The following is a 24,296-nucleotide window of genomic DNA, read 5'->3' on the forward strand; positions in this document are numbered from 1 at the left end:
CGGAAGCGTGAGAATCGTTCCGGTCCCCTACGACCACCCCGACGCGGTGAAGCTCATGGCCGCGGTGCAGCAGGTTTACGTCGAGCGCTATGGCGGCGAGGATGTCACCCCGATGAGCCCGGCGGACTTCGAGCCGCCGCAGGGCCTGTTCCTGGTCGGCTACCAGGGTGATGAGGCCGTCGCCTCCGGAGCCTGGCGGGCCCACGACGGGCCCGCCCCGGACTTCCGGGAAGGCGACGCCGAGTTCAAGCGCATGTACGTCGCCGACTCCGCGCGGGGGCGCGGGTTCGCGCGGATGATCCTGTTCGAGCTGGAGCGCACGGCCGCGCTGTGCGGGCGCAAGCGGGCCGTCCTGGAGACCGGGACCAAGCAGCCGGAAGCCATCGCGCTCTACACCTCCTCCGGGTACGTCGAGATCCCGAAGTTCGGCGTCTACAAGAACGAGCCCGAAAGCCGCTGCTACGGCAAGGAGCTCACCTCGGCGTGAGCTTCAGCAGCGCCGCCTGGTGCGGGCGCAGGGTCGCCGTGACGTCCGTCCCGGTGTCCCGGTGGGCCCACAGGTCCCGGACGTGCCACGACCCCGGGATCGACGCGGACACGGTCGCGGTGGTGCTGCCGGTGTTGAGCAGCACCACCGCGAAACCGCCGCCGGACAAGGGTTTTCCCCACACCTGATAGCCAGGGCCCGCGGCGAGCCGCCGGCCCTGGCCGCCCGCGAAGTCCTGGTCGATCGCAATCACTTCGGGGTTCGAGAGCGTCGCGAGGTCCTCCTCGCTCAGCTTCGCCGGGTCAGTGCCCGCGAACAGCGGCGCGTTCAGCACCGCCCACACGCTGAAGTGCGCGCGGGACTCGTCGGCGGTCAGCGTGCCGTTGCCGACCTGCAGCATGTCCGGGTCGTTCCAGCCGCCCGGCGTGCCACTGTGGACCGCCACCTCCGCCTGGCGGTCGATCGTCGCCAGCACCGAATCCCAGGTCGGGACCAGGTCGTAGGTGGTGCGCCACAGGTTCGCCACCGGCCGCGCCCAGGTCCACGGGCTGGAGACGCCGTACTCGGAGATCGCGTAGACGATCGGGCGGGGCAGCGCGGCCAGCTCGTCGCGCATCTTCTCGAACGCGGCCTTCCGGTCGAGGCCGTCGACGGTGTCGGCGTTGCACCAGTCGTACTTGAGGTAGTCGACGCCCCAGCGGCCGAACGTCTCGGCGTCCTGGCGTTCGTGGCCGAGCGAGCCGATGCCCGACGCCGGGTAGGCGTCGTTGGCCATCGCGCACGTCCGGCTGCCCGGCACGGCGTAGATGCCGAACAGCAGGCCACGCGAGTGCACGTAGTCCGCCAGGTCGGCGATGCCGTGCGGGAACCGCGCCGGATCGGCACGCAGGGACCCGTCGGCCGCGCGGGCAGGCGCCTGCCAGCAGTCGTCGACGACCACGTACTGGTAACCCGCGTCACGCAGGCCGGTCTCGGCGAGCGTGTCGGCCGCGTGCTTCACGACGTCCTCGGTGAGGTCGTGGCAGCGGACCTGATTCCAGCTGTTCCAGCCCATCGGCGGGGTCGCGGCCAGGCCGTTCGCGAGCGCGGGGCTCGCCGTCGGCAGGCCGAGCAGCCACGTCAGCACGACGAGGAGCAGCACGAGCGGAGTGGTCTTCGGGTTCGCGGCGATGCCGTGATCCAATCGCAGGGCACGTGAAACCGCGGTCATCCGGAGGCGGCATGCCGATCTACGCACTCGGTTCCCTCGAACCGGCGATCCATCCCGACGCCTACGTCCACCCGGACGCCACGGTGATCGGTGACGTCCGGATCGGGGCGCACGCGTCGGTGTGGCCGCAGACGGTGCTGCGCGGCGACCACGGTTACATCGAGATCGGCGAGCGTTCGAACGTCCAGGACGGCTGCGTCGTGCACTGCACGCGGCGGCACCCGACGATCCTCGGGCCGTCGTCGGCGGTCGGCCACGCCGTGCACATCGAGGGCGCGACGATCGGCACCGGCTGCCTGATCGCGTCCGGCTCGGTGGTGCTCAACGGCTCGGTGATCGAGGACGGCGGCATGGTCGGCGCGGGCGCGGTGCTCTCCTACGGCGCCCACGTCAGGACCGGCGAGATCGCGCTCGGCGTGCCGGGGAAGACGCGGGAGAACACGTCGTTCACCGCGGAAAACATCGCCCAGGTCGTCGATTCCTACGTCGAACGCGCGCGCCGCTTCCGCGCCGAGCTGCGGCGGCTCGACCCGCTCGGGTGACGTCGGCCACGGCCGGTAGGCTTGCCCGCCGTGACCGCACGACCGCTGCACGAGATCGTCGAGGCAGGCTGGGCGAAGGCCCTCGAACCGGTGGCCGACCAGGTGGCCGCGATGGGGGAGTTCCTCCGCGCGGAGATCGCCGCGGGGCGGACGTACCTGCCGGCCGGTGAGCACGTCCTGCGCGCGTTCAAGCAGCCGTTCCACCAGGTGCGGGTGCTGATCGTCGGCCAGGACCCGTACCCGACGCCCGGGCACGCGGTCGGCCTGAGCTTCTCGGTGGCGCCGGACGTCCGGCCGATCCCGAAGAGCCTGGTCAACATCTACAAGGAGTACTGCGACGACCTCGGGCACCCGCTGCCGTCCAACGGCGACCTGACGCCGTGGGCCGAGCAGGGCGTGCTGCTGCTCAACAGGGCGCTGACCGTGCAGCCCGGGAAGTCGAACTCGCACCAGGGCAAGGGCTGGGAAGAGGTCACCGAGCAGGCGATCAAGGCACTCGCGGCCCGTTCGGAGCCGATGGTGGCGATCCTGTGGGGCCGCAACGCGCGCAACCTGCGGCCGCTGCTGGGTGACGTCCCGTGCATCGAGTCGGCCCACCCGAGCCCGCTGTCGGCGCACAACGGCTTCTTCGGGTCACGCCCGTTCAGCCGGGCCAACCAGCTCCTGGAGCAGCAGGGAGCGGCGCCGGTGGACTGGAAACTGCCCTGACCGCGTGCTCCACCCTCGCCGGTTCCCACGGGGTGCCGCACGACTGGCGATTCCGGGAGTCTACACTACAGGCAGGCGTCGGAGACGTCCTCCGCGAGGACTGCGACAATCTGCGCCTGGGACGCGTATTGAAACGGAGAGCTCGATGTCTAAACGCTGTGACGTATGCGGCAAGGAACCTGCCTTCGGCAGGCAGGTGGCGCGTCTCGGTGTCCGTGCCCAGAAGCGGCGGATCAAGGGCCGTTCGGCCCGGATGTTCTACCCGAACATCCAGGCGGTCAAGGCCGTCATCAACGGCACCTCGCTGCGCATGAAGGTCTGCACCTCCTGCCTGAAGAAGGGCAAGATTTCCCGGAAGCCGTCGGCCGCCTGATCCAGGCTCCCGGGCGTCCACGTCCGGGGTCGGCGTGCGCAGGCAGGGTGACGTGGCCCGCGGGAAGGCAGCACGTCCGGCGACCCGTGAAGTGTCCGAAGTGGACCGCGGGATCGCGTCGCGGGCCGTGCCGGCCGGGCCGGGCAGTGACGCGGGCGGTGGGTGTGTGGCTGGTCGTGCCGGATCGGGGGCCGGTGGTCTCCGTGGTCGGCCGGGAACCCCTCGAGCCCGCCGGAGATCTTTCGAGAAATCGTCCCGGAATACCCCGGGGCGATTTCTCTGCTGTAGAGCAGAATTGCGGCCCGGCAGGCCGGTATCACCGGCGCCGGGCCGCAATGGTGTCCGCAGGAGAATTGTCCCGGTTCACCGGCATTCGGCGATGACGGTCACTTCGTTCCGGTTGTGGTGCAGCTGCCGGGCGGTGACCACCCGGTAGCGACGGCGCAGCAGATCCAGGCAGTCGCGGACCGTCTTCGCCGGGCGGTGGGCCGACAGCTTCAGCGTCATGACGGCCAAGGCGCCGGGCCGCAGCCGCTCGGCCGCGTCCAGCATCAGCTTGCACGACAGTTCCGGGTCCATCTTCATGTCGTTGACGACCATGTCGAACCGGCGCTGTTCGTTCCGGAAGAACGCTCCCGCGGTCTTCCGGACGTGCCGCACGCCACGGTCGCGGCGCAGTTTCTCGTCGATGTCCCCGGGGTCGACCGCCCACACCTCGACGCCGTAGCGGCGGAGGACATGGGTCCAGCCGCCCGGGCTGGCGCCGAGGTCGAGTGCCGTCCCGGACGACGGCGGCCGGATGCCGAAGGTCTGGAACGCCTCCTCCAGCTTGAACTCCGCCCGCGAGATCTGGTCCTCGCCGCGGGCCAGCCGGGTCCGGCCGCCCGGCCAGTCGCTCAGCTGCTCGGCGGCGGAGGCGAGGCCGATGAGCACCCCGTCCTTGGTGATGCAGAGCGACAACGTCTGCGGCAGCCCGGCGTGCCCGGTCTTCTTTCCCAGTCCGGCCAGCGTTTCCGCGCACTTCCGGACCAGTTCGCCGGAGCCGTAGGGCAGCGGGTTCTGCCCGCTCACCCACGCCTGGAGCGCCAGCTCGGGTCCGTCCACTGTGGCCGCCACCTGCCCGGCGGCCGCGGCCACCGCGGCCAGGTCACGGGCGTCGGACAGCGGCACGTCCGCGCGTTCGGCGGTCAGGTGCTTGACGAAGGCGGCGGGCCGGTCCCGGCAGATGCCGGCGAGCTGTCCGATGTGGACTCCCGGGCCGGACAGCCTGCCCAGGTCCGGCCCGAGCCGGACCACCTGGACCGGCCCCTCCTGGCGCTCGGCGTAGGCGCCGAGCAGTTCCGCCTTGGCGGCCGGGAAGTATTCCGGAGAGGTCGAGAACAGCACTGGCTCTCCGTCGTGGGTCATGGAAAAGCATGCTAGCCGTCGCCGCCCGCCCGGCCCGGCCGAGCCCCGGTGTCCCGGCCCGGCGGCGGCTGCGCGGTTTCCCCGAAGCCGAACTGGGCGGTTCCCTGCGGCAGCCGGCAGGCGACCACCGCGCCTGCCGCGGTCGTGACCACCAGCAGCCCGAAGGCCGCCGTGTAGGAGAACCGGTCGACCAGAAAACCCATCAGCAGCGGGGAGACGGCGGCCGCGAGCTGGCCCCCGGCGTTCAGCATGCCCATCCCGATCCCCGCGTGCTCGGTCGGCAGGGCCCGCATCGGCAGCCCGAACAGGCACATCGACCCGAGGCTCGCCACCCCCAGCGCGACGGTTTCGTACACGGTGAACTGGATCGCACTGGACGCGGTGAGCATCAGCGCCAGGAAGACCGCGGTGAGCGCGACGACGGGGACGAGGAACCACCGGATCCGGTCGTGGAAGAAGCGGTCGAACAGCCAGCCGCCGAGCACGGTGGTCCCGACCGTGACGAGCATGGGGATCGCGGCGAGCACCCCGGTCGCGGTGATCGACAGGTGCCGGGTCTCCAGCAGGTAGCTGGGCACCCAGCTGATCAGGCCGGAGACGAGCAGGTTCATCGAGCAGAACACCGCGGCGAACTTCCACAGCTGCCGCGACCGCAGCACGTCCCGGCGGGACGCGCGGGGTGTCCGCCCCGCCGGGTCCGCGGTCCCGGTCAGCCGGGACGGCAACGGCCGCGGCAGCAGGGCCCACAGCAGCACGCCGATCGCCGCCCCGCCGGCGGCGAGGGTGAGGAAGGTGCTGCGCCAGCCGGCAGCGGCGATCAGCGGCGCGACGATCAGCGGCGCGATGCCCGGCCCGAACCCGCTCGCGGACATCACCACCCCGGTGACCGTGCCCCGCGTCCGCGGGGTGGTCCGCTCGGCGACCGCCTTGAACGAAGCCGGGGGAAAGCAGCCCTGCGCGGCGCCGAACAGCGCGCGGACCACGATCAGCCCGGCGAAGCTGCCTGCCAGGCCGGTCAGCCCGGTGAAGGCCGACCACAGCAGCAGCGTCGCCAGCAGCATGCCCCGGGCCCCGAACCGGTCGGCGAGATAGCCTGCCGGCAGCTGGCACAGGAGGTAGACCAGCGAGAACGTGGTGAACAGCAGGCCCTGCGCGGTCTTGCCGATGCCGAACTCCGCGCCGATGAACGGCATCGCCATGCTGATGGTGAACCGGTCGACGAAGTCGATCGTCCAGGCGAGCACCAGCACGACGACCGTCAGGACGGCGGTCCGGCCGATCCGGGCCCGCGCCGGCGGGACGTCCGGGAGCACCGGCGTCAGCGGCTCCTTCATCGCGGCGCCGGGGACTGGGCCGCCCGGACCTTCATGTAGTCGTTGTGCTGCGCGATGCCGAGCGCCTGCGCGCTGAGGAAGTCGACACCGTCGGGATAGGTGTAGGGCTGCATGAACCAGCCGGCGCGGATGTCGCGGTAGAGCCGGGACAGCGGATGGGCGTTGACGTAGGTCGAGCCGCCGACCACGGTGAGGCAGTCGTTGACGATCTTGAGCCCGAGCTCGTTGACGATCATCTTCGCGTACTGGAACGCCCGCATCATCCGGCGGCCACGCTCGGCCAGGTCGCCGAAGAGCACCGTCGACAGCAGGTCGGCCTCGGCCAGTGCGGTGCCGGCGGTCGCCCGCAGGGCGAACAGCCGCGCGTCGATCTCGGCCACCAGCGTGCGGACGGCCGCCGACGAGGCGGTCGCGCGCTTGCCGCCGTGCCGGACGGCGAGGTCGCGGGCGGCCTCGGCGATGCCGGCGTAGATCCCCAGCATGGTGATCGAGCTGACGGTCTGCCCGGCCAGCGCCGCGTCGTCGGCGGCGTCGAGCGGCCCGCGCATGAGGACGTCTTCGGCGGCGACCGGGCAGTCGTCGAACACGACGTCCAGCGTCCCGGAGGCCCGCATGCCGAGCCCGTCCCAGTCGTCGAGGACCTCGAGACCCGGCGCTTCGCGGGAGACGACCGGCGCGGTCAGCAGGACCGGCCCGTGCTCCGCCCGCCACTGCGCGTACACCACGAAGTCGGTGGCGATCGGCGCCATGCTCACCAGGGTCTTGCGCCCGGACAGCACCCAGCCGCCGTTGCCGTCCGGGGCGAGCGTGGTCACGGCGGAGTGGTGGTCCTTCACCGCCCCGCACACCAGCCGCTCCCCGGTCGCCATGCCCCGCAGCAGGCGTTCGGCCAGTGCCTGCGCCTGCGGCGTGCCGTGCTGCCATTCGTAGGTCAGGGTCAGCCCGCGGCTGAACTGGACGTGCAGCGCCAGCGCCGTCGAGGCGTCGACCTTGGCGAGGTTCCGCAGGCCGAGTGCCACGTCGTGGAGCCGGTCGACGCCGAGGCCGCCCAGCTCCTTCGGCACGGTCGCGCCCAGCACCCCGTCCTTGCCGAAGGCTTCGAAGACCTCGACGGGGAACCGGGCGTCGCGGTCGTTGTCCGCCGCCCCGGCGGCCACCTCGGGCAGGCGCGCCTCGATCAGCTCGACGAGGCAGCGGCCCTCGTCGGTCACCGGTTCCCCCAGCTGCGTCGCCGAATTCCGGTATCCGTTCTGTTCCAGCATGGGCATTCCACTTTCCTGTCGAAACCGAATGGGATCCCGCCGGTGGTCAGCGGCCGCCCGACGCGTTCGTCAGCGCGGCGACGGTGCGCTCGAGCCCGTCCGCCAGAGCCGTCTGGTGGTGCCAGCCGGTGACCGCCCGGAAGGCCGACGGGTCGACCACCATGTCGCACAGGTCGGTCGGCGTCGCGGTGTCCGGCGGTGCCACCGAGCGGACCGCGACCTCGGGTTTCCCGGTGCGTTCGGACACCAGCCGGGCGATCCGGCCGAAGACGTCGCGCAGGCGTTCCCCGTGGCCGGTGCCGACGAGCCAGTGCCTGCCTGCCAGCGCGGACGCGTGGTCGATCGCCGCGGCGAAGGCCGCCGCCACGTCGTGGACGTGGACGAAGTCGCGCCGGACCGTGCCGTCGTGCCACATCGTGAGCGGTTCGCCCGCGATCGCCCGCCGCACCATCGCGCTCAGCACCCCGGGATCCGGCGGCCCGGCGGGGGAGACGTGACCGTAGACCGTCGCCAGCCGCAGGGTGACCCCGCGGACCGTGCCGTCCGCGGTGGCCGCCGCGAGCAGCTCCTCGGCCGCCTGCTTCTGCCGGTCGTACGGCGTGTCCGGCCGGTCGGGCTCGCTGCCGTCGACCGGCACCGAGGACGGTACGCCGACCTGCGACGACGATCCCGCGAAGACCACCGCCGGGGGCGGCCCGGCGCGGGTGCCGAAGTGGTCGAGCAGGGCACGCATGACGCCGACGTTCACCCGCTCGCTGCGGGCCTCGCGCCACCCCGCGGAGTCCTTGACGAGGTGGATCACGGTGTCCGCCCCGGCCAGTGCGCCGGCCAGCCCGTCCGGGGTGGTCAGATCGGCCGTCCGGACCTCGATGTCCGCGACGGCGTGCGCGGGCACCGGAGCCGGCCTGCGGGCGACCAGCCGCAGCCGGATCGGGCGCCGCGCCAGCACCGCCGCGATCGCGGAGCCGACGAAGCCGGAGGATCCGAGGACGGTCACCAGTGGCCCGGCGGTTTCCCGGCTCGACATCGCTGCTTCCTTCCGTGCTGGGGGACGGGTCAGGGCCGGAGGCGCCGGTAGAGGACCTGCCAGTAGTAGCTCCACGGCAGCGCCCGGCTGCCGTCCACGTCGGTCCACGCTGGCCCGGGCCGGTACGCCGCGACGAACCGGGTGGCGTGCTCGGCCACCGCGCTGCTGTCGTGGATGTCGAGCACGTCACGCGCCAGCCCGGTCCGCAGCGCCAGCTCGACCAGCTCGGCACCCTGCGAATGGCTGTCCAGGCTCTTGTCGAGGTACTTGCCGACGGGGTTCTTGAGGTAGCAGTACCGGCAGGTGCGGTCGACCAGGGCGAGGTAGGCCAGGACCGTGGCGGCGTCCATCTCGGCGAACGAGTCGATGTTGATACAGAGGTCGAACCGGCCATCGGCGAAGAAGTCCTCGACTTCGTCGATGCGGACGAAGCCGACCTTGGCGAACTGCTCCTCGGTGAGCACCGTGCCCAGGTACTTCTCCGCCAGCGCCAGCGAGTTGTCCAGGTCGACGAGGTGGTAGGACGCGAGATCGTGGTTCGACAGGAACGCGTGACACGTCCGGCCGTACCCGGCGCCGATCTCGACGACGCGCGCGCCGTCCAGCTTGACGTGCCGGCTGACGAACTCCAGTTCCAGCACCGCCTGCAGGTAGTCGAGGCAGACCGGTTCGCCGTCCACGCGCACGGTGATCGGGTCGCCGACCTCGCGGTGCCGGATCCGGCGCAGCGCGTCCTTCGCCGCCGGGCTCAGCTGCTCGGCCAGGTTGTAGATCAGGGTCTTGAGGTACCGCACCCCGTTCGGCTTCGGGTCCCACAGCGCCATCTTGAAATTGGGCGGACCGGACTTGAACCCGGCCAGCTCGCGGGTGGTCTCGCCGGTGACGTGCGTCCTGCTGTAGTGCTCCCAGAGCGCGCTCCGGCCGTACTTGCCAGTCATGCGATGTCCTCGTCCTGTCCGGGGAAGCGGGGTCGTCGGGCGCGGCTCAGCCGACCTGGGCGTGGCCCGGCAGCGGACGGCCGGACCCGGCGCGGGCGGCGCGGCGGCGCCGGGCGGTCCGGCGCAGCCACCAGTGCACGAGCGCGAGGTTGACCATCCAGCTGAGCCAGGGGCCCTCGACCTGGAAGTGGGTGAAGGCGATGATGTCCGGGCCGATCCCGGGCAGGTACAGCACGAGATAGGCCAGCGCCCGGCTGGTGATCACGTTCGTCACCAGCGCGAAGCTGTACAGCATCCAGCGGCGGTGGTCAGCGAACCGGCGCTGCCGCGCGCGGACGAACCCCACCACGGTCGTGACGATCGACAGCGTCGCCCAGACCGCGGTGCCGATCTTGCCGAACACGGTCAGCGGGCCGGCGAGGATGAGCCCGACGGACAGCAGGGCGGTCGGCAGCATGCCCGCGAAGACGTACAGCCGCCCGCTGACCCGGTGCACCGCGGGATGCCGGGCACGCAGCCACGGCCACAGCTGGAGACAGACGGTGGCGAACGCGATCGTCCCGAATCCGATGTGGAGGATCATCAGCGGATAGTGCAGTGGGACGCCGGGGTTCAGCGGCAGCGCGGCCCGCTCCCCGCCGAGCCACGGGGGCACCTTCCACAGCAGGAAGGCCCCGAGCAGCACGGCAAGCGGGACGATCCACGGCCGCGCCCACCACCGCCGGGCAGGGCGGCCCGCCGCGGACGGGCTTTCCGGAGACTGGGTCATGACCGTTCCTCCCTAGGCGCTGTGTCGAAGTCGTTCGGTGGTCGTGAGGGGGCGGGCTGAAAGGGACTTTCCTCGCATGAGGTGAGACGAAAGGTCCGTTCGCTGCACCGGATGCGGCGAAAGTGCCTTTCGGCTCACCCGGCTCCGCCCCCGGCGGCCCGCCGCGGACGGGCTTACCGGAGACTGGGTCATGACCGTTCCTCCCTAGGCGCTTCACCAGGGGCAGAGCGCCGCTTCGATGTCCATCGACGTCTCGTAGTGCGGCAGCAGGCCCGCGCTCTTCGCCTCGGCCAGCGTGGGGGCAGTCCGGTCCCGTGGCGAGAGAACCGGGGTGATGTCGTCCGGGACGGGCAGGCCGAGCTCGGGATCGAACGGGGAGAGGGCCAGCTCGTTGTCCGGGACGTATTCCGACGACAGCAGGTAGTTCATCACCGATTCGTCCGTCAGCGCAACGAACATGTGCGCGACGCCGACCGGAAGGTAGACGGCGCACTGGGTTTCGCTGCCGAGCACCACCGACTCCCAGTGCCCGAACGTCGGCGAGCCCAGCCGGATGTCGACCACGACGTCGAGCACCTTGCCCCACGGGGAATAGACGTACTTCGCGACACCCGGCGGGGTCCGCGTGTAGTGCGGGCCGCGGACCACGCCCCGGCGGGAAACGCTGTGGCTGACCTGGCCAACGAAGAACGGCGGATGCCCGACCGCCTTGACGAACTCGGACGCCTGCATCGGGGAAACGAAGGAACCACGGTGATCCGGGAAGACCTCGGGCTCGAAGACGAACGCGCCGGGAATCATCAGCTCCCGAGCAATCATGGGGCAGCTCCCAGGGGTGAGGGCGCCGGAATCAGGCGATCCGGACCGTGGGCACGTAGAGGATCCACCGCCCGCCCGCCTCGCGGAACCGGTGTTCCTTGGCGATGATCTCCTCCGCGTGGTTCCACGCGAAGAGGACGGCGTAGTCGGGGTAGGGGTCCGAAAAGGCCTCCGGTGGCTTCACCGGGAGGTGCTTGCCGGGCGTCAGCCTGCCCTGTTTCGCCGGCGTGGAATCGCACACGTAGGAGACCAGATCGGGCCCGATGTCGCAGAAGTTGGTGATCGTGGCGCTCTTGGCCGTGGCGCCGTACCCGGCGATCCGGTGGCCTTCCGCGCGCAGGGAGCGGAGCAGGCTCACCAGGTCGTCGCGGATGCCGGCCACGTTCGCCGCGAACTCGCGCAGGGTCGCCGCTTCCGCCAGCTGCGCGGCGCTTTCCTCGGCCAGCAGGGCGTCGACGGCCGCGCTGGGCCGGCGGGCCCCCGCGCGGGCGATCGTGTACCGGACTTCGCCGCCGTGCACGGGCAGTCGTCGCACGTCGACCAGCTCGAACCCGAACCGCTTCGCCGCGGCCTGCACGGAACGCGCCGTGAAGAAGAAGAAATGCTCGTCGTAGATCTGGTCGAACGAGACCTTCCGCACGATGTCGCCGAGGTAGGGGTCCTCGAAGACGAACACGCCGTCCTCGGCCAGCAGCGCGTCCACGCCGCGGAAGATCGAGTCCAGGTAGGGGATGTGGCAGATCGTGTTGGCCGCGTAGATGACCGACGCGGGGCCGTGTTCGGCGCGGACCTCGACCGCCGTGGCTTCCTCGAAGAAGTCCGTGCGCACCTGGACCCCGTGCGACCGCGCGACGTCGGCGACGCGGCCGGACGGCTCGAACCCGAGATGCCGCACGCCCGCCTTGCCGATCGTCTTCAGCATCACCCCGTCGTTGCAGCCGATCTCCACCGCGAACGCGTCCGGCTTCGCCAGCTCGGTCCGCAGGAAGTCCTGCGCGGTCTGCTCGAAGTGGGCACGCATCGTCGTGGACCCGGACGAGTAGTACGGGTAGTCGTGGTGGAACATGCGTTCCCGGGGGACCTCCTCGACCAGCTGCACCATCGTGCAGGACCGGCAGTGGCCGACCGCGAGCCGGTAGAAGAACTCCCGGTCGAGCTCGTCGCCGGTGAGAAAGGCGTCGGACAGCGGCTGCCGTCCGAGGTCCAGGAACTCCGTGACGTCGTTCCCGCACACTTTGCACGTCGTGGTCATGCGGCTCCTCCGGTGGTCGTCGTGGCGTGGCAGCGGGTCCTCCTCCCGGTCACAGGCGGCCGATCACCTCGTGGAGCGCGGCGATCACCTTGTCCTGGCGGTCCGGCGGCAGGGACGGGTACATCGGCAGGGAGAAGATCCGGCCGGCGAGCCGTTCGGTCACCGGCAGCGACCCCGGCCGGTAGCCGAGGTGCGCGAAACCGGTCATGGTGTGCACCGGCCAGGGATAGCTGATGTTGAGCCAGATGTCGTAGGCCTTGAGCTGCTCGATGATCTCGTCGCGCTTCGGGTGGCGCACGACGTACAGGTAGTAGACGTGCTCGTTGCCGTCGTTCACCTCCGGCAGGACCAGCCCGCCGGGGCCGGTCAGGCCGGCGAGGCCCTCGGTGTACCGGTCCGCCACCGCGCGGCGGCGGGCGATGTAGTCGTCGAGCCTGCCGAGCTTGCGGCGCAGGATCTCGGCCTGCACCTCGTCGAGCCGGGCATTGTGCCCGGGCGCCTCGACGACGTAGTAGCGCTCGGCCATGCCGTAGTAGCGCAGCCGCCGGAGCCGCTCGGCGACCTCCTGGTCGCCGGTGAGGACGGCACCGCCGTCGCCGTAGGCACCGAGGACTTTGGTGGGGTAGAAGGAAAAGGCGCCGGCGTCGCCGATCGTCCCGGCCATCCGGCCGTGGTGGCGGGCGCCGTGCGCCTGTGCGCAGTCTTCGAGCACCGCGAGGCCGTGCTCCCGCGCCAGCTCCGTCAGCGGGGCCATGTCGGCGCACTGGCCGTAGAGGTGCACCGGCAGCAACGCCTTGGTCCGCGGCGTGATGGCGTCCGCGACCTGCCGCGTGTCCATCAGGTAGTCCTCTTCGCGGACGTCGACGAACTTCGGTACCGCGCCGATGGCGTCGATGGCCACCACGGTCGGCGCCGCGGTGTTCGACACCGTGATCACCTCGTCGCCGCGGCCGACGCCCAGCGCCTGCAGGGCGAGCTTCACCGCGTTCGTGCCGTTGTCGACCGTGACGCAGTGCGGCGAACCGTGATAGGCGGCGAAGCTCTCCTCGAAGCCGCGGACACTGTCGCCGAGGACGAGCCGCCCGGATTCGAACACGGTCTCGACCGCGGCGAGGATGTCTTCCCGCTCCTTCTCGTACTCCGGGAGGTAGTCCCATACGCGAGTGGCCATCGGTACCCTTTCCACGTTCGGCATGCGCGGTGTCACCAGAGGGTGTGCAGCGCGGCCAGCAGGCTCCGCGCCTCCACGTTGAAGTAGTTCCCGTGCTGGTTGAGATCGACGATCTGCTGGGCGGTCACCCAGATGAAGTCGCCGGGGACGTCGATCGGGAAGTCGTCGTCCGCCTCGACGACGAGATAGCGGTTCTGCGCGTGGTAGAACCGGCCGCCCTCTTCGGAATGGATGACGTCGTACCGGATCTGGTCCGGCCGGGCGGTCAGCACGTAGTCGAGGAAGGGTGGCCGCGCGCCGGGGTCGTGGTTGGCCGGTGCGCAGTGCACCGTCGGGGCCATCTCCACGACGTCGTACGTGCCCGCCCCGGTACGGGCCTGGACGAGGATGTGCAGCACGCCGTCGACGTTCTTGGTGACGAACGCGAGCACGCCCTGGCTGCTGGGGGCGAGCAGCGGCTGGGCCCACCGGGTGACCTCGCGGTTGCTCGCGTGGACGTCCACCCCGATCACGGAGAAGAACTTCCCGTCCTCGTGGCGGATGTCCTTGCTGGTGCACGTCCAGTTCCGCAGGTCCGCCAGCGGGATGAGGCGCTGGCTGAGGGTGTGCCGCGCCTTGAACTCGGTGAACCAGCTGAGCAGGCCGGCCCGGTCGTGCAGCGCCTGCTGATCCGGGTCGAGCGAAGTGGCCAGTGCCGCGCGGAAGGGATCCCCACGGTGTTCCCGTGCCTGCCCGGCGGGCGCGGCGAACGGGATGCAGGACAGCACCGTCCGCGCATCCATGTTCACCAGGTTGTCGATCCGCATGAGCTCGTGCAGCTGGCCGATGGCCAGCCAGCAGAAGTCCGGGTGCGGCGGGACGTCCTCGGTGGTTTCGAGGACGATGTTGCGGTTTCGCTTGCGCAGGAACCACGAGCCCTGCTCGGACTGGAGCGCGTCGACGAGCACCCGGTCGCTGCGCGGGGTGAGAAACCGTTCGAGATACGGGATGGAGTTCCCGCCGTGCACCCTGGTGTAATTGCTGTAGGTGGCCTGGATGGTCGGGGAAAGCTGCAGGGTGTTGACGTTCCCCGGTTCCATCTTCGCCTGCATGAGGCAGTGCAGGACGCCGTCGAACTCCTTGACGAGGATGCCCAGTATCCCGATTTCCGGCTGCACGATGATGGGCTGGGTCCACCGGCCGGTTTTCCGGCGGTCGGTACTGACCTCCAGGCCCTGCACCGAGTAGAACCGCCCGCTGCGGTGCACGAGGTTGCGGGTGTCCGGCTCGAACGACCAGCCGTCGAGGTCGTCGAACGCCACCTGCGTGACCCGGTATTCGTTGCGGCGGCGGCATTCGGCGAACCACTCGTGGAACTTCGCCGTCGGCGTGACCGGGCTGCCGGTGGCCGCGGCCGACTCCCAGAACCGGCGCGACGTTTCGCCGGACGCGTTCTGCAGCAGACCGCTGTCGACAGTTCCGGATGCGGACACGCCGGGACTCCTCTCGCCGTCGGAAAATGAGTCGGCTCGCGATTCTCCCGGCAGCCTAATGGCGCGAGTTGCGGCAATCCAGGTGGTCGAATTACGTCGCTCACCCGTTTTCCGGCGCCGTTGTCTCCGGCGGCGGGATGGCGTATATGGCAGCCGCCGCGGGCGCCGCGGCACTTGATCGCCTCCGCGATTTGTCCCATGGTGGGCGGGGGCGGCCGGGTGCTCTTGATCGCCGTTCAACCGGATGATCTGTTCAGTTGAACAGTTTTCCGCCGGACCGCACGAAGGGAAGGCCTCTCGCATGAGTGAACCGGCCGTCGAAACGAACGCGCTGGTCAAGGTGTACGGGGACACCCGCCCGGTCGACGGGGTGGATCTCACGGTGCCCGCGGGCACGGTGTACGGCCTGCTCGGCCCGAACGGGGCGGGCAAGACCACCGTGGTCCGGATGCTGGCCACCCTGGTGCGGCCCGACGGCGGCGAGGCGAGGGTGTTCGGCAAGGACGTGGTGCGCGAGGCCGCCGCCGTGCGACGGCGGATCAGCCTCATCGGCCAGTACGCCTCGCTCGACGAAGACCTGACCGGGGCGGAGAACCTGCGGCTGGTCGGCAGGCTGCTCGGCCACCGCGGCGCCGCCGCGCGCGACCGGGCCGACGAGCTGCTCGCCGCCTTCGGCCTCGCCGAGGCGGCGGGACGGCAGGTGAAGAGCTATTCGGGCGGCATGCGGCGGCGGCTCGATATCGCCGTGAGCATTCTCAGCACACCGGAGCTGCTTTTCCTCGACGAGCCCACCACCGGGCTGGATCCGCGCAGCCGCAATCACGTCTGGGATATCGTGAAGGCAATTGTCGCACAAAATACCACCGTGTTGCTGACGACACAATATCTCGAAGAAGCGGACCGGCTGGCTTCCCGGATTGCCGTGCTCGACCACGGGAAAGTGGTCGCGGAGGGCACCAAGGGCGAGCTGAAGGCCTCGGTCGGGGCGGGCGCGGTGCACGTGCGGCTGCGGGCGCCGGACCAGCGGTCCGCGGCCGGAGCTGTCCTCGCCGAAACACTGGGTGCCGAGGTGGAGTTCGACGCCGATCCGGTCGCCCTGACGGCGCGGCTGCCCGGTGGCGGGCCGGACGCGGCAGCGCTGTCGTCGCGGGCACTCGCCGCGCTGGCGGGTGCGGGGATCGCCGTCGATGCGTTTTCGCTCGGCCAGCCGAGCCTGGACGAGGTGTTCCTGGCCCTCACCGGACGAGCCCGGGAGGTGGTGGCATGACCACGGCCGACGGCAGCCACGCCGGATCCGTGCCGGCCGCTGGTGGTAGCCACGCCGGATCCGCGGGCGGCCACGCCGAGTCCGCGCCCGCCACCGACCGGCTGGTCTCCGTGCTGGGTGCCGGTCGCCGCCCGCCGTCGCCTGGGGCCCTTTCGAACGCGGCGGCCTTCGGCTGGCGGGCGCTGCTGAAGATCAAGCACGCGCCGGAGCAGCTGATCGACGCCACCCTGTTCCCGATCATGCTCACGCTGACCTTCACCTACCTGCTGGGCGGCGCCATCGCCGGCTCGTCCGGGGCGTACCTGCAGTACCTGCTGCCCGGGATCATGACCAACAGCGTCCTGCTGATCACCATGTACACCGGTGTCGCGCTCAACACCGACCTCGGGAAAGGCGTGTTCGACCGGTTCCGGACGCTGTCGATCTGGCGGCCGGCGCCGATTGTCGGGTACCTGCTCGGCGATCTCGTCCGGTACGCCGTCACCGCCGTCGTCATCATGGTCGTCGGCCTGGTGCTCGGTTTCCGGCCGGGCGGCGGAATCGCCGGTGTGGCGGGCGGGCTGGCATTGCTGCTGCTGTTCTCGTTCGCCTTCTCGTGGATCTGGACCATGTTCGGGCTGCTGCTGGGCTCGGCGAAGTCGGTGATGGGGATCAGCACGATGCTGCTGTTCCCGCTCACGTTCCTGAGCAATGTCTACGTCGCCCCGGAGACGATGCCGGGCTGGCTGCAGGCCGTGGTCGGGATCAATCCGGTCACCCACCTGGTCTCCGCGGTGCGGGCCGCGGTGGCGGGCCGGTGGGACGGAAGCGAGGTCACCTGGGTGCTGGTGGCCGCGGCGGTGTGCGTCGCGGTCTTCGGCACGGCCACCATGCGCCTCTACAACCGGAAATAGCCACGGGACAACCGCCGGTTGGGGAGTTGCCGCCAACCGGACCTTTCGGTGATCGTTGGACATCGTTCCGGCGGACGTGTACAGATTGAAGGCAGGGACGATGCGACGGTCGATGGGGGCTTGCATGGTTGGCACGTCATGGACGGTCTTCGTCCCGGGCCCGCCTCGTCGCTGAAAACGTTTTCGGTGACTGGGACATGGCCGCCGCAAATCCATTGCAGGGCAATCGTTCTTCCTTTGTTCATCCGGCATGGGGGCAGGTTTGAGTGACGGTCTGGCGCACGGGAGCGGAAAACCGGAAAAGGGGAGAACCGGCGCGGCGGCCCACGAGCAGTGGGTGAAGGACCAGCTGGACGGCTGCCCGACCACGTGGGTGGACATCGCGTCGCTGCGGCCGGCGGATTCGCCGAGGAGCGCGGGCGAGGACGCCGAGCACACGCAGGTGCTGGCCGGGTCGGAGGACCCGCTGCCCCCGATCGTCGTGCACGGGCCGTCCATGAAGGTCATCGACGGCATGCACCGGGTGCACTGCGCGCGGGTCCGCGGGCACCGGATGATCGAAGCCAGGATCTACCACGGGGACGACAAGGACGCCTTCGTCCTCGCGGTCCGGCTGAACGTCACGCACGGCCTGCCGCTCACCTCGGCCGACCGCTGCGCGGCCGCCACCCGGATCGTCGCCTCGCACCCCCAGTGGTCGAACCGGATGATCGCGACCATGGCGGGGATCGCCCCGGCGACCGTCGCGCAGATCCGCAAGCGCTCGGCCGGGCAGGCGGCCCAGCCGGGCAGCCGGGTGGGCCAGGACGGGCGGACCCGCCCGGTCGACACGGCCGCCGGCCGGGAGAAGGCGTACGAGCTGCTCGTCGGGAACCCCGGCGCGTCGCTGCGGTCGATCGCCCGCGAGGCCGGGATCTCCCCGGCCACCGTCCGCGACGTGCGCCGCCGGATCGAGGAGGGGAAGGGGCCGGTCCCCGACCGCCGCCGTCGCAGGCCGGAGCCGGTCGACGGCATCCCGCTGCCCCGCACGGCACCCGCTTCGGTCATCCCGCACAGCGAACTCAGCGCGATCCTGGACAGCCTCAAGAAGGACCCGGCGTTCCGGTTCAGCCAGAAGGGCCGCTCGCTGCTGCGCTGGCTCGACCAGCACCTCGCGGGCATGGCCGCCTGGCACCAGATCGCCGGCGACGTGCCGCCGCACGGCCAGGCCACGATCGCGAAGTTCCTGCACATCTACGCCGACGCCTGGAAGGAGTTCGCGACCCACGTCGAGAACGGCACCAGGCAGCAGTCCGAAGAACTCGAAGCCGGCTTCCGCCGGCCGGGAAATCCTTTACTCGCCTGCGACGGCGCGGGCACGGAGTAGCGAACGCGCAGGTCACCAGCTGGGCAGGGGCCGGGTGCGCCGGCACCGGGGAGAACTCGGAGGAAGACAACGTCATGGACTTCACCTGGCCTGAAGAGACCGAACAGGTCTTCAAGCAGATTCTGGCGGCGACGCAGAGCTGGCCCGCCCCGCCGGAGCAGGCGCGGCCGTTCACCCGCGAGCAGTGGCGGCGCTGCGCCGACCTCGGCCTGCTCGGCCTGTCCGTGCCCCCGCAGTACGGCGGCCAGGGATACGGGTTCCTCACCTCCGCGCGGGCGGTCGAGGCGTTCGGCCGGGGCTGCCCGGATCTCGGGCTGGTCTTCTCGGCGATGGCCCACCTCTTTGCCTGCACCATGCCGATCGTCGAGTACGGCAGCCCGGCGCTGCGGGAGCGGGTGCTGCCGAAGCTCTGCCGCGGCGAGTGGGTCGGCGCCAACGCCGTCACCGAGGAGGACGCCGGGTCCGACGCGATGGCGGGCAAGGCGGTCGCGGTCCGGGACGGCGACGGCTACCGGATCAGCGGGACCAAGTCGTTCGTCAGCAACGGCCCGGACGCCGACGTGTTCGTCGTCTACGCGCACACCGAGCCGAGCTTCGGCCACATGGGCCTGTCCGCCTTCGTCGTCGAGCGCGGCACGGCGGGCCTGACCCTCGGCGAGCCGTTCGACACGCTGGCGTTCGAAAGCTGCCCCACCAGCTCGATCGTGCTGGACGGCTGCTGGGTGCCCGCCGAATGCCGGCTCGGCAGGGACGGCCAGGGCGCCGAGGTCTTCCACGCCTCCATGCGGTGGGAGCGAAGCTGCCTGTTCGCCGCGTACCTCGGCCAGATGGCGCGGCTGATCGACCGGTGTGTCCAGCACGTCAAGGAGCGCAAGCAGTTCGGCAAGCGGATCGGCGCGAACCAGGCGGTGTCGCACCGGATCGCGCAGATGCGGATCCAGCTGGAGACCGCCCGGCTGCTGCTGTACCGGGCCTGCTGGCGGCTGGACCGCGGCGAGCCGGCGACGACGGACATCGCGATGGCGAAGTACGTGGTGAGCGAGGCGGCGGTGCAGACCGCGCTGTCGGCGGTCCGGCTGTTCGCGGGCAAGGGCGTGCGCACCGACGTCGGGATCGAGCGGGAACTGCGCAACGCCGTGCCCAGCACGATCTTTTCGGGCACCTCGGAGATGCAGCTGGAGCGGATCGCCAAGGAGCTGGGCTTGTGACCGGCGGGCTGCACGAGCCGGCGATCGCCGCCGCCCGCCGGTTCCCCGACCGGCTCGCGGTGGCGGGTCCCGACGGCCGGCTCACCTACCGGCAGCTCGACGTCCTCGCGGACCGGATCGCCGCGACCCTGCAGGCGCGGGGCGTCCGGCGCGGTGACCGGGTGATCCTCTGGCTGGACAAGTCGGCCCGCCTCGTCGCGGCAATGCAGGGCGTGCTGCGGGCGGGGGCCGGGTACGTGCCGGTCGACCCGCTCGGCCCGGTGGACCGGGCCGCCACGGTGATCACCGACTGCGCGGCCGCGGTGGTGCTGACCACCCCGGCGCGCGCCGAGGCACTGCGGGCGCACGGCCTGGCCGGGGACGGACGCGGGCCGGTCCTCCTCGAAGAATGGCCGGAGGAGACCGGCGGGCGGCCGGAGCCGGTGCCCGCCGGGCCGGACGATCTGGCCTACATCCTCTACACCTCCGGCTCCACCGGGACGCCGAAAGGGGTCTGCCTCTCGCACGGCAACGCACTGGCGTTCGTCGAATGGGCCGCCGCCGAGCTGGGCGCCGGTCCCGCCGACCGGTTCGCCAACCACGCACCGCCGCAGTTCGACCTTTCGGTGCTCGACATCTACGCCGCCTTCCGCGCCGGTGCCTCGGTGCACCTGGTTCCGCACGAACATTCCTACGCTCCGGAAAAGCTGGTCGCGTTCCTGCGCGAGGAGCGGATCACCGTCTGGTATTCCGTTCCGTCGGCGTTGCAGCTGATGACGCGGGACGGCGGATTGCGCGACCTGGAACCGGGCCCGTTGCGGGCGGTTCTTTACGCGGGCGAGCCGTATCCGGTGCGGCAGCTGCGGGAACTGCGGAACCGCTGGCCGCAGGTGCGGTTCCTCAATCTCTACGGCCCGACCGAAACGAACGTCTGCACCTTCCAGGAAGTCCCGGTGCTGCCCGACGACGACTACGACCAGGTGCCGATCGGCCGGGCCTGTTCCGGGGACCGGGTCTGGGCCGAGCGGGACGACGGCCGGGAGGCGGGCGTCGGCGAAGAAGGCGAGCTCGTGGTCGCCGGGCCGACGGTGATGCTCGGCTACTGGGGCCACCCGCCCCAGGCGGGCAGGCCGTACCGGACGGGGGACCGGGTCGTCCTCGGCGCCGACGGCGCGTACCGCTTCCTCGGCCGGCGGGACGGCATGGTGAAACTCCGTGGTCACCGCATCGAAATCGGTGAGATCGAGGCGGCGCTGCACGCCCACCCCGGCATTGCCGAGGCGGCGGTGACGGTCGAGGGGGAGGGCCTCGCGGCCCGGCTGGTGGCGTGGGCCGTCCCGGGTGGTGCGCAGGCGCCCGACCTGCTCGACGTCAAACGGCACTGTGCGGCATCGCTGCCCCGGTACATGATCGTGGACGTCGTCCGCTGGGTCTCCGAGCTGCCCCGCAACCAGAACGGCAAGGTCGACCGGAAACGGCTGCTCGCGACCGGCTAGTGATTCCATCCGGCGCCGGAGCCTGCACAGTGGAACGTTTCCCGTCCGGATGGCAGAATTCGTCCTGCCGGACCGGCCGGATATTTCCTCCGGTGCCGTTCACTTCGTCGGAAACGGTGACCGGTCATCGTGTCATCCGATTCCGGAGAGGAAAGTGCATTGAATATCATCACGAGCGCCGAGGCGTTCGGTTACGGCCCGTCCGCCAAGCTGCACGCGATCTGTTCGGAGATCGGCCGCCACGGCGGGACGAGTCATTTCTTCGGCCATGACGCGGCGCTCACCTTCGCCCGGTCGAACAGCGGCACGTACGCGTCGATCACGCCGGTGGCCGCCATGACCGACCTCGCCGAGGTGTCCCCGGAGGGCTTCGACGCCGCGATCAGCGTCATGGACCCGTTCCTGGTGGCCTGGGCCGCCTACCATCGCCTGCCCTGCGTCTACGTCGACAGCCTGTACTGGATGTGGGACTGGGCCGGGCTCTCGGAGGAGCAGCTGCGCCCGACGGCGGAGGCCATCGTCGGCGCGGCCAGTGCCCGGCAGGCCCTGCAGGTCATGGCGGACGTGGAGATGCACCCGAGCCAGTACCTCGCCCACCACCTGTGCACGACCGCGTGCGTGCAGCGCGCGCCCGGCGCGTCGGCCCGCGCGGAGAAGCTGCGCGGACATCCGAACGTGCGCCTGATCGACCCGGTGCTCGATCTCGGCCACCGGGCGCCCGCACAGCCGGATTCCTGGCTGGTGACCACCAGCGGGCTGCTCAGCCCGGTCGTGTCGATCGAGCTGGCGCTGTCCTGGGTCCGGTCGGCCTGCGCACTGGTGGACGAAGCCGCCGCGCTGTGCGGTGCCGATGAGCAGATGGTGGTCACCGGCAACCCCGAGGTCCTGGCCGCGGCCGCGGGGCAGCTGCCCGCCCGGTTCGAGGCGGTGCCGCTGAACCACGAGGGCGTCCTGAAGCACCTCAACCACGCGATCGGCTGCCTCGCTCCGCCGGGACTGACCACGATCCTGGAAGCGGCCGCGTATGGCGCGCCGGTGATCTTCCTGCCGGAACAGCACTACGCGCACCTGGCGAACTACCGGCTCGTCACCCCGGACCCGAGCGCGCCGCGGTACGCCGAAGGGCTGATGAGCATCCGGACCGACCACCGCACCGACGACGACATCTCCGCCGACACCAAGTCGCTCATCGTCCAGCTCGAGGCGCACCGCACCCGCCGGACCTCGGCCTGGTCGGCGATGGTCGCCTCGCTCGCCGACGGCATGGCCGAGGCGCGCCGGGACCGCTCCCGCGTTGCCGCGGCACAGGCCGCGCTGGTGGGCGAGCTGTTCGGTGGGCCGTCCGGTGCCGAGGAAGTCCGCCACGTGGCCAAGTCGGTCGCGGACGCGGTCGGAGTCACGGGATGAGCGCGGGAGCGGCACCGGTCCGCGTCGGGATCGCCGGGCTCGGGCGCGCGGGATGGCACCTGCACGCCCGCACGCTGGCCACGCTGCCCGCCGACTACCGCGTGGTGGCCGTGCACGACCCGGTGGCGGACCGGATGGCCGAAGCCGTCGCCGAATTCGGCTGTACGTCCTATGTGGACTACGCGGGCCTTGCCGCCGCGGCCGACGTCGACGTCGTGGTCGTGACCAGCCCGAGCGCCACGCACGCCGAGCTGGCGGTGCAGGCGCTGGAGCACGGCAAACACGTCGTCGTCGAAAAGCCGTTCGCCACCTCGCTCGCCGAAGCCGACGCGATGATCGCGGCGGCGCAGCGGGCCGGGCGGATCCTGTTCGCGAGCCAGAACCAGCGCTACAGCCTCCTGTTCCGGACCGTGCGGGACGTCGTGTCCTCCGGCAAGCTCGGGAAGCTGGTGGAGGTCAAGACGCACTGGCACGCCTTCCGGCGGCGGTGGGACTGGCAGACCATTCCCGAGCTGGGCGGCGGCACGCTGAACAACGACGGCAGCCACGCCGTCGACCACGTGCTGACCCTGGCCGGGGCCGGCGGCCCGCCGGAGGTGTTCTGCCGGATGCGGGCCACCCCGCTGTCGGCGGGCGGCGCCGAAGACCACGTCAAGATCGTGCTCGCCTGGGACGACCTGGTCGCCGACATCGAGCTGACGAACGCCTGCGCCTACCCCCAGCCGAAGTGGCTGGTCCTCGGCGAAAACGGCACGCTTGTCGCCGAGGGGGACACAGTCCGCTGGCGGTACCTCGACCCCGCGGCGCTGCCGCCGCGGACCGCCTCGGCCGCCCCCGCCGAAGGCCGCGCCTACGACACCGAAGAGCTGCCGTGGGTGGAAGAAGAAGCCAGCGTGGCGGGTGACGCGTACGCCGACAGCCACGTGCGGATGTACACCGAACTCGCGCCGGCGTTGCGCGGCACCGCCCCCGTGCCGATCCCGCTCGCCGAAATCCGGCGTCAGCTGGCCGTGCTGGACCAGTGCCGCCCGGCCCTGACGGAAACCCCGATCGCGGAGGATGTCCGATGAAGCTCGCGTACAGCACGATCGCCTGCCCCGGCTGGTCGTGGCAGCACGCCGTCGACCAGGCCGTCGCGCTCGGCTACGACGGCGTCGAATGGCGGCTGATCGACGGTGCCATGGTGAGCGCCGACTTCCCGCTGGAGACGGCGAAGACCATCGCGAAGGCGACCGCCGCGGCCGGGCTGGGCGTCCCCGCGCTGGACAGCAGCATCCAGCTGACCGCCGAGCCGGGCGAGGCCAGGGACAAGATGCTCGCCGAGGCCCGCGGCATGCTCCGGCTCGCGGCGGCGTTCGGCGCCGAGCACCTGCGGGTCTTCGCCGGCACCTACCCGGAGTCGGTGGCCGACGCAGACGCGCGGCAGTGGACGCAGGAGGCGCTCGTCGCGCTCCAGCCGCAGGCCCGCGACACCGGCGTGCGGATCGCGCTCGAACTGCACGACTGCGGCTGGGACCGCGCGGGCACCCGCGGCATCACTTCCAGCCGCTTCCTCGCCGACGTCCTGTCCGGTGTGGACGTTCCGGAGGCTGCCCTGCAGTGGGACCTCGGCAACCCGGTCCTCGAGGGCGAGCCGGCGGCGCAGACGTGGGAGAACGTGCGCTCCCGGCTGGCCTACCTGCAGATCAAGGACATGGTGCACGAGGACGGGAAGTGGCGGTACGTGCCACTCGGCGAGGGTGACGTGCCGGTCGGCGACATCGTCGGCTGGGTCACCGGCGCCGGGTTCGACGGCTGGTTCTCCTTCGAATGGGAGAAGTGGTGGCACCCCGAGCTGGCCGAGGCGGAAACGGTGCTGCCGGGCGTGCCCGCGCAGCTGAAGTCCCACCGCCGAGGCTGAACGGAGTGC

General features: G+C 71.0%; 23 protein-coding genes. 12 read left to right on the plus strand and 11 right to left on the minus strand.

Translation table 11 applies throughout. From position 1 onward, the window contains the following. Positions 1 to 7: 7 nt before the first annotated feature. Positions 8 to 487 carry a GNAT family N-acetyltransferase gene (locus ABJI51_RS05780; RefSeq protein ID WP_348948010.1) on the plus strand — a complete coding sequence of 160 codons (480 nt, stop codon included), beginning with the start codon at positions 8 to 10 and terminating at the stop codon, positions 485 to 487. On the opposite strand, the gene ABJI51_RS05785 is transcribed toward ABJI51_RS05780, so the two are convergent. After that, the gene (locus tag ABJI51_RS05785; protein ID WP_348948011.1) at positions 474 to 1,697 is read right to left on the minus strand and encodes a glycoside hydrolase family 27 protein; all 1,224 of its coding nucleotides are present in this window, start codon (positions 1,695 to 1,697) and stop codon (positions 474 to 476) included. The genes ABJI51_RS05780 and ABJI51_RS05785 overlap by 14 nt on opposite strands. Positions 1,698 to 1,708: 11 nt before the next feature. Between ABJI51_RS05785 and ABJI51_RS05790 the strand changes: the two genes are divergently transcribed. From ABJI51_RS05790 to rpmB, 3 genes are all read left to right on the plus strand, one after another. Then, positions 1,709 to 2,239, plus strand: a complete 531-nt coding sequence (locus tag ABJI51_RS05790; RefSeq protein WP_348948013.1) for a gamma carbonic anhydrase family protein — start codon at positions 1,709 to 1,711, stop codon at positions 2,237 to 2,239. 30 nt (positions 2,240 to 2,269) lie between these two features. Further along, positions 2,270 to 2,947 carry a uracil-DNA glycosylase gene (locus ABJI51_RS05795; RefSeq protein ID WP_348948015.1) on the plus strand — a complete coding sequence of 226 codons (678 nt, stop codon included), beginning with the start codon at positions 2,270 to 2,272 and terminating at the stop codon, positions 2,945 to 2,947. Between the two features lie 145 nt (positions 2,948 to 3,092). Then, positions 3,093 to 3,320 carry a 50S ribosomal protein L28 gene (gene rpmB, locus ABJI51_RS05800; protein ID WP_348948016.1) on the plus strand — a complete coding sequence of 76 codons (228 nt, stop codon included), beginning with the start codon at positions 3,093 to 3,095 and terminating at the stop codon, positions 3,318 to 3,320. A 363-nt stretch (positions 3,321 to 3,683) separates the two neighbouring features. Here the strand turns inward: rpmB and ABJI51_RS05805 are convergent, their stop codons facing one another. The 10 genes from ABJI51_RS05805 to ABJI51_RS05850 form a co-directional block, all read right to left on the minus strand. Next, positions 3,684 to 4,727: an SAM-dependent methyltransferase gene (locus ABJI51_RS05805; protein WP_348948017.1), complete on the minus strand. Its 1,044-nt coding sequence runs from the start codon at positions 4,725 to 4,727 to the stop codon at positions 3,684 to 3,686. An 11-nt stretch (positions 4,728 to 4,738) separates the two neighbouring features. Next, a complete protein-coding gene (locus ABJI51_RS05810) occupies positions 4,739 to 6,061 on the minus strand; it encodes an MFS transporter (RefSeq protein ID WP_348948019.1) in 1,323 nt (440 codons plus the stop codon). Further along, on the minus strand, positions 6,058 to 7,329 hold the full coding sequence (locus tag ABJI51_RS05815) for an acyl-CoA dehydrogenase family protein (protein ID WP_348948021.1): 1,272 nt from the start codon (positions 7,327 to 7,329) through the stop codon (positions 6,058 to 6,060). The genes ABJI51_RS05810 and ABJI51_RS05815 overlap by 4 nt, the downstream gene beginning before the upstream one ends. Positions 7,330 to 7,369: 40 nt before the next feature. Then, positions 7,370 to 8,350 carry an NAD-dependent epimerase/dehydratase family protein gene (locus ABJI51_RS05820; RefSeq protein ID WP_348948023.1) on the minus strand — a complete coding sequence of 327 codons (981 nt, stop codon included), beginning with the start codon at positions 8,348 to 8,350 and terminating at the stop codon, positions 7,370 to 7,372. 29 nt (positions 8,351 to 8,379) lie between these two features. Continuing rightward, entirely contained in the window at positions 8,380 to 9,288 is a 909-nt protein-coding gene (locus ABJI51_RS05825) for a putative sugar O-methyltransferase (RefSeq protein WP_348948025.1), read from the minus strand. 46 nt (positions 9,289 to 9,334) lie between these two features. Then, entirely contained in the window at positions 9,335 to 10,057 is a 723-nt protein-coding gene (locus tag ABJI51_RS05830) for a DUF2306 domain-containing protein (RefSeq protein ID WP_348948027.1), read from the minus strand. Positions 10,058 to 10,270: 213 nt separating this feature from the next. After that, positions 10,271 to 10,876 carry a dTDP-4-dehydrorhamnose 3,5-epimerase family protein gene (locus ABJI51_RS05835; RefSeq protein WP_348948028.1) on the minus strand — a complete coding sequence of 202 codons (606 nt, stop codon included), beginning with the start codon at positions 10,874 to 10,876 and terminating at the stop codon, positions 10,271 to 10,273. Positions 10,877 to 10,907: 31 nt separating this feature from the next. Further along, positions 10,908 to 12,128, minus strand: a complete 1,221-nt coding sequence (locus tag ABJI51_RS05840) for a methyltransferase domain-containing protein (RefSeq protein ID WP_348948030.1) — start codon at positions 12,126 to 12,128, stop codon at positions 10,908 to 10,910. Positions 12,129 to 12,177: 49 nt separating this feature from the next. Beyond that, on the minus strand, positions 12,178 to 13,299 hold the full coding sequence (locus ABJI51_RS05845) for a DegT/DnrJ/EryC1/StrS family aminotransferase (protein WP_348948032.1): 1,122 nt from the start codon (positions 13,297 to 13,299) through the stop codon (positions 12,178 to 12,180). A 32-nt stretch (positions 13,300 to 13,331) separates the two neighbouring features. Then, entirely contained in the window at positions 13,332 to 14,771 is a 1,440-nt protein-coding gene (locus ABJI51_RS05850) for an NDP-hexose 2,3-dehydratase family protein (RefSeq protein ID WP_348948034.1), read from the minus strand. Between the two features lie 301 nt (positions 14,772 to 15,072). Here ABJI51_RS05850 and ABJI51_RS05855 point away from each other — a divergent pair, with 301 nt between their 5' ends. The 8 genes from ABJI51_RS05855 to ABJI51_RS05890 all read left to right on the plus strand — a co-directional run bounded on the left by ABJI51_RS05855 (position 15,073) and on the right by ABJI51_RS05890 (position 24,287). Then, the gene (locus ABJI51_RS05855; RefSeq protein ID WP_348948036.1) at positions 15,073 to 16,038 is read left to right on the plus strand and encodes an ATP-binding cassette domain-containing protein; all 966 of its coding nucleotides are present in this window, start codon (positions 15,073 to 15,075) and stop codon (positions 16,036 to 16,038) included. Next, positions 16,035 to 16,931 (plus strand): ABC transporter permease, encoded by an 897-nt coding sequence (locus ABJI51_RS05860; RefSeq protein ID WP_348948038.1) that lies wholly within the window; start codon positions 16,035 to 16,037, stop codon positions 16,929 to 16,931. Before ABJI51_RS05855 ends, ABJI51_RS05860 begins: the two co-directional genes overlap by 4 nt. 262 nt (positions 16,932 to 17,193) lie before the next feature. After that, a complete protein-coding gene (locus tag ABJI51_RS05865) occupies positions 17,194 to 18,297 on the plus strand; it encodes a streptomycin biosynthesis protein (RefSeq protein WP_348948040.1) in 1,104 nt (367 codons plus the stop codon). 74 nt (positions 18,298 to 18,371) lie between these two features. Beyond that, positions 18,372 to 19,505 carry an acyl-CoA dehydrogenase family protein gene (locus tag ABJI51_RS05870; RefSeq protein WP_348948042.1) on the plus strand — a complete coding sequence of 378 codons (1,134 nt, stop codon included), beginning with the start codon at positions 18,372 to 18,374 and terminating at the stop codon, positions 19,503 to 19,505. Next, positions 19,502 to 20,980: an amino acid adenylation domain-containing protein gene (locus ABJI51_RS05875; RefSeq protein ID WP_348948044.1), complete on the plus strand. Its 1,479-nt coding sequence runs from the start codon at positions 19,502 to 19,504 to the stop codon at positions 20,978 to 20,980. Before ABJI51_RS05870 ends, ABJI51_RS05875 begins: the two co-directional genes overlap by 4 nt. A gap of 159 nt (positions 20,981 to 21,139) precedes the next feature. Next, positions 21,140 to 22,387, plus strand: coding sequence for a hypothetical protein (locus ABJI51_RS05880; RefSeq protein ID WP_348948046.1), 1,248 nt, complete (start codon positions 21,140 to 21,142; stop codon positions 22,385 to 22,387). Continuing rightward, positions 22,384 to 23,457, plus strand: a complete 1,074-nt coding sequence (locus ABJI51_RS05885) for a Gfo/Idh/MocA family protein (RefSeq protein WP_348948048.1) — start codon at positions 22,384 to 22,386, stop codon at positions 23,455 to 23,457. Before ABJI51_RS05880 ends, ABJI51_RS05885 begins: the two co-directional genes overlap by 4 nt. Beyond that, complete coding sequence (locus ABJI51_RS05890) at positions 23,454 to 24,287, plus strand: sugar phosphate isomerase/epimerase family protein (RefSeq protein WP_348948050.1); 834 nt, start codon at positions 23,454 to 23,456, stop codon at positions 24,285 to 24,287. The genes ABJI51_RS05885 and ABJI51_RS05890 overlap by 4 nt, the downstream gene beginning before the upstream one ends. Positions 24,288 to 24,296: the final 9 nt, after the last annotated feature.

This window comes from Amycolatopsis melonis (assembly GCF_040064235.1).
Classification (GTDB): domain Bacteria; phylum Actinomycetota; class Actinomycetes; order Mycobacteriales; family Pseudonocardiaceae; genus Amycolatopsis; species Amycolatopsis melonis.

What these genes read in the sequence shown, in the direction of transcription:
- ABJI51_RS05785 (WP_348948011.1), bottom strand. Translation starts at nt 1,697, where the DNA reads ATGACCGCGGTTTCACGTGCCCTGCGATTGGATCACGGCATCGCCGCG.
- ABJI51_RS05790 (WP_348948013.1), top strand. Translation starts at nt 1,709, where the DNA reads ATGCCGATCTACGCACTCGGTTCCCTCGAACCGGCGATCCATCCCGAC.
- rpmB (WP_348948016.1), top strand. Translation starts at nt 3,093, where the DNA reads ATGTCTAAACGCTGTGACGTATGCGGCAAGGAACCTGCCTTCGGCAGG.
- ABJI51_RS05805 (WP_348948017.1), bottom strand. Translation starts at nt 4,727, where the DNA reads ATGACCCACGACGGAGAGCCAGTGCTGTTCTCGACCTCTCCGGAATAC.
- ABJI51_RS05810 (WP_348948019.1), bottom strand. Translation starts at nt 6,061, where the DNA reads ATGAAGGAGCCGCTGACGCCGGTGCTCCCGGACGTCCCGCCGGCGCGG.
- ABJI51_RS05815 (WP_348948021.1), bottom strand. Translation starts at nt 7,329, where the DNA reads ATGCCCATGCTGGAACAGAACGGATACCGGAATTCGGCGACGCAGCTG.
- ABJI51_RS05820 (WP_348948023.1), bottom strand. Translation starts at nt 8,350, where the DNA reads ATGTCGAGCCGGGAAACCGCCGGGCCACTGGTGACCGTCCTCGGATCC.
- ABJI51_RS05825 (WP_348948025.1), bottom strand. Translation starts at nt 9,288, where the DNA reads ATGACTGGCAAGTACGGCCGGAGCGCGCTCTGGGAGCACTACAGCAGG.
- ABJI51_RS05830 (WP_348948027.1), bottom strand. Translation starts at nt 10,057, where the DNA reads ATGACCCAGTCTCCGGAAAGCCCGTCCGCGGCGGGCCGCCCTGCCCGG.
- ABJI51_RS05835 (WP_348948028.1), bottom strand. Translation starts at nt 10,876, where the DNA reads ATGATTGCTCGGGAGCTGATGATTCCCGGCGCGTTCGTCTTCGAGCCC.
- ABJI51_RS05840 (WP_348948030.1), bottom strand. Translation starts at nt 12,128, where the DNA reads ATGACCACGACGTGCAAAGTGTGCGGGAACGACGTCACGGAGTTCCTG.
- ABJI51_RS05845 (WP_348948032.1), bottom strand. Translation starts at nt 13,299, where the DNA reads ATGGCCACTCGCGTATGGGACTACCTCCCGGAGTACGAGAAGGAGCGG.
- ABJI51_RS05855 (WP_348948036.1), top strand. Translation starts at nt 15,073, where the DNA reads ATGAGTGAACCGGCCGTCGAAACGAACGCGCTGGTCAAGGTGTACGGG.
- ABJI51_RS05860 (WP_348948038.1), top strand. Translation starts at nt 16,035, where the DNA reads ATGACCACGGCCGACGGCAGCCACGCCGGATCCGTGCCGGCCGCTGGT.
- ABJI51_RS05870 (WP_348948042.1), top strand. Translation starts at nt 18,372, where the DNA reads ATGGACTTCACCTGGCCTGAAGAGACCGAACAGGTCTTCAAGCAGATT.
- ABJI51_RS05885 (WP_348948048.1), top strand. Translation starts at nt 22,384, where the DNA reads ATGAGCGCGGGAGCGGCACCGGTCCGCGTCGGGATCGCCGGGCTCGGG.
- ABJI51_RS05890 (WP_348948050.1), top strand. Translation starts at nt 23,454, where the DNA reads ATGAAGCTCGCGTACAGCACGATCGCCTGCCCCGGCTGGTCGTGGCAG.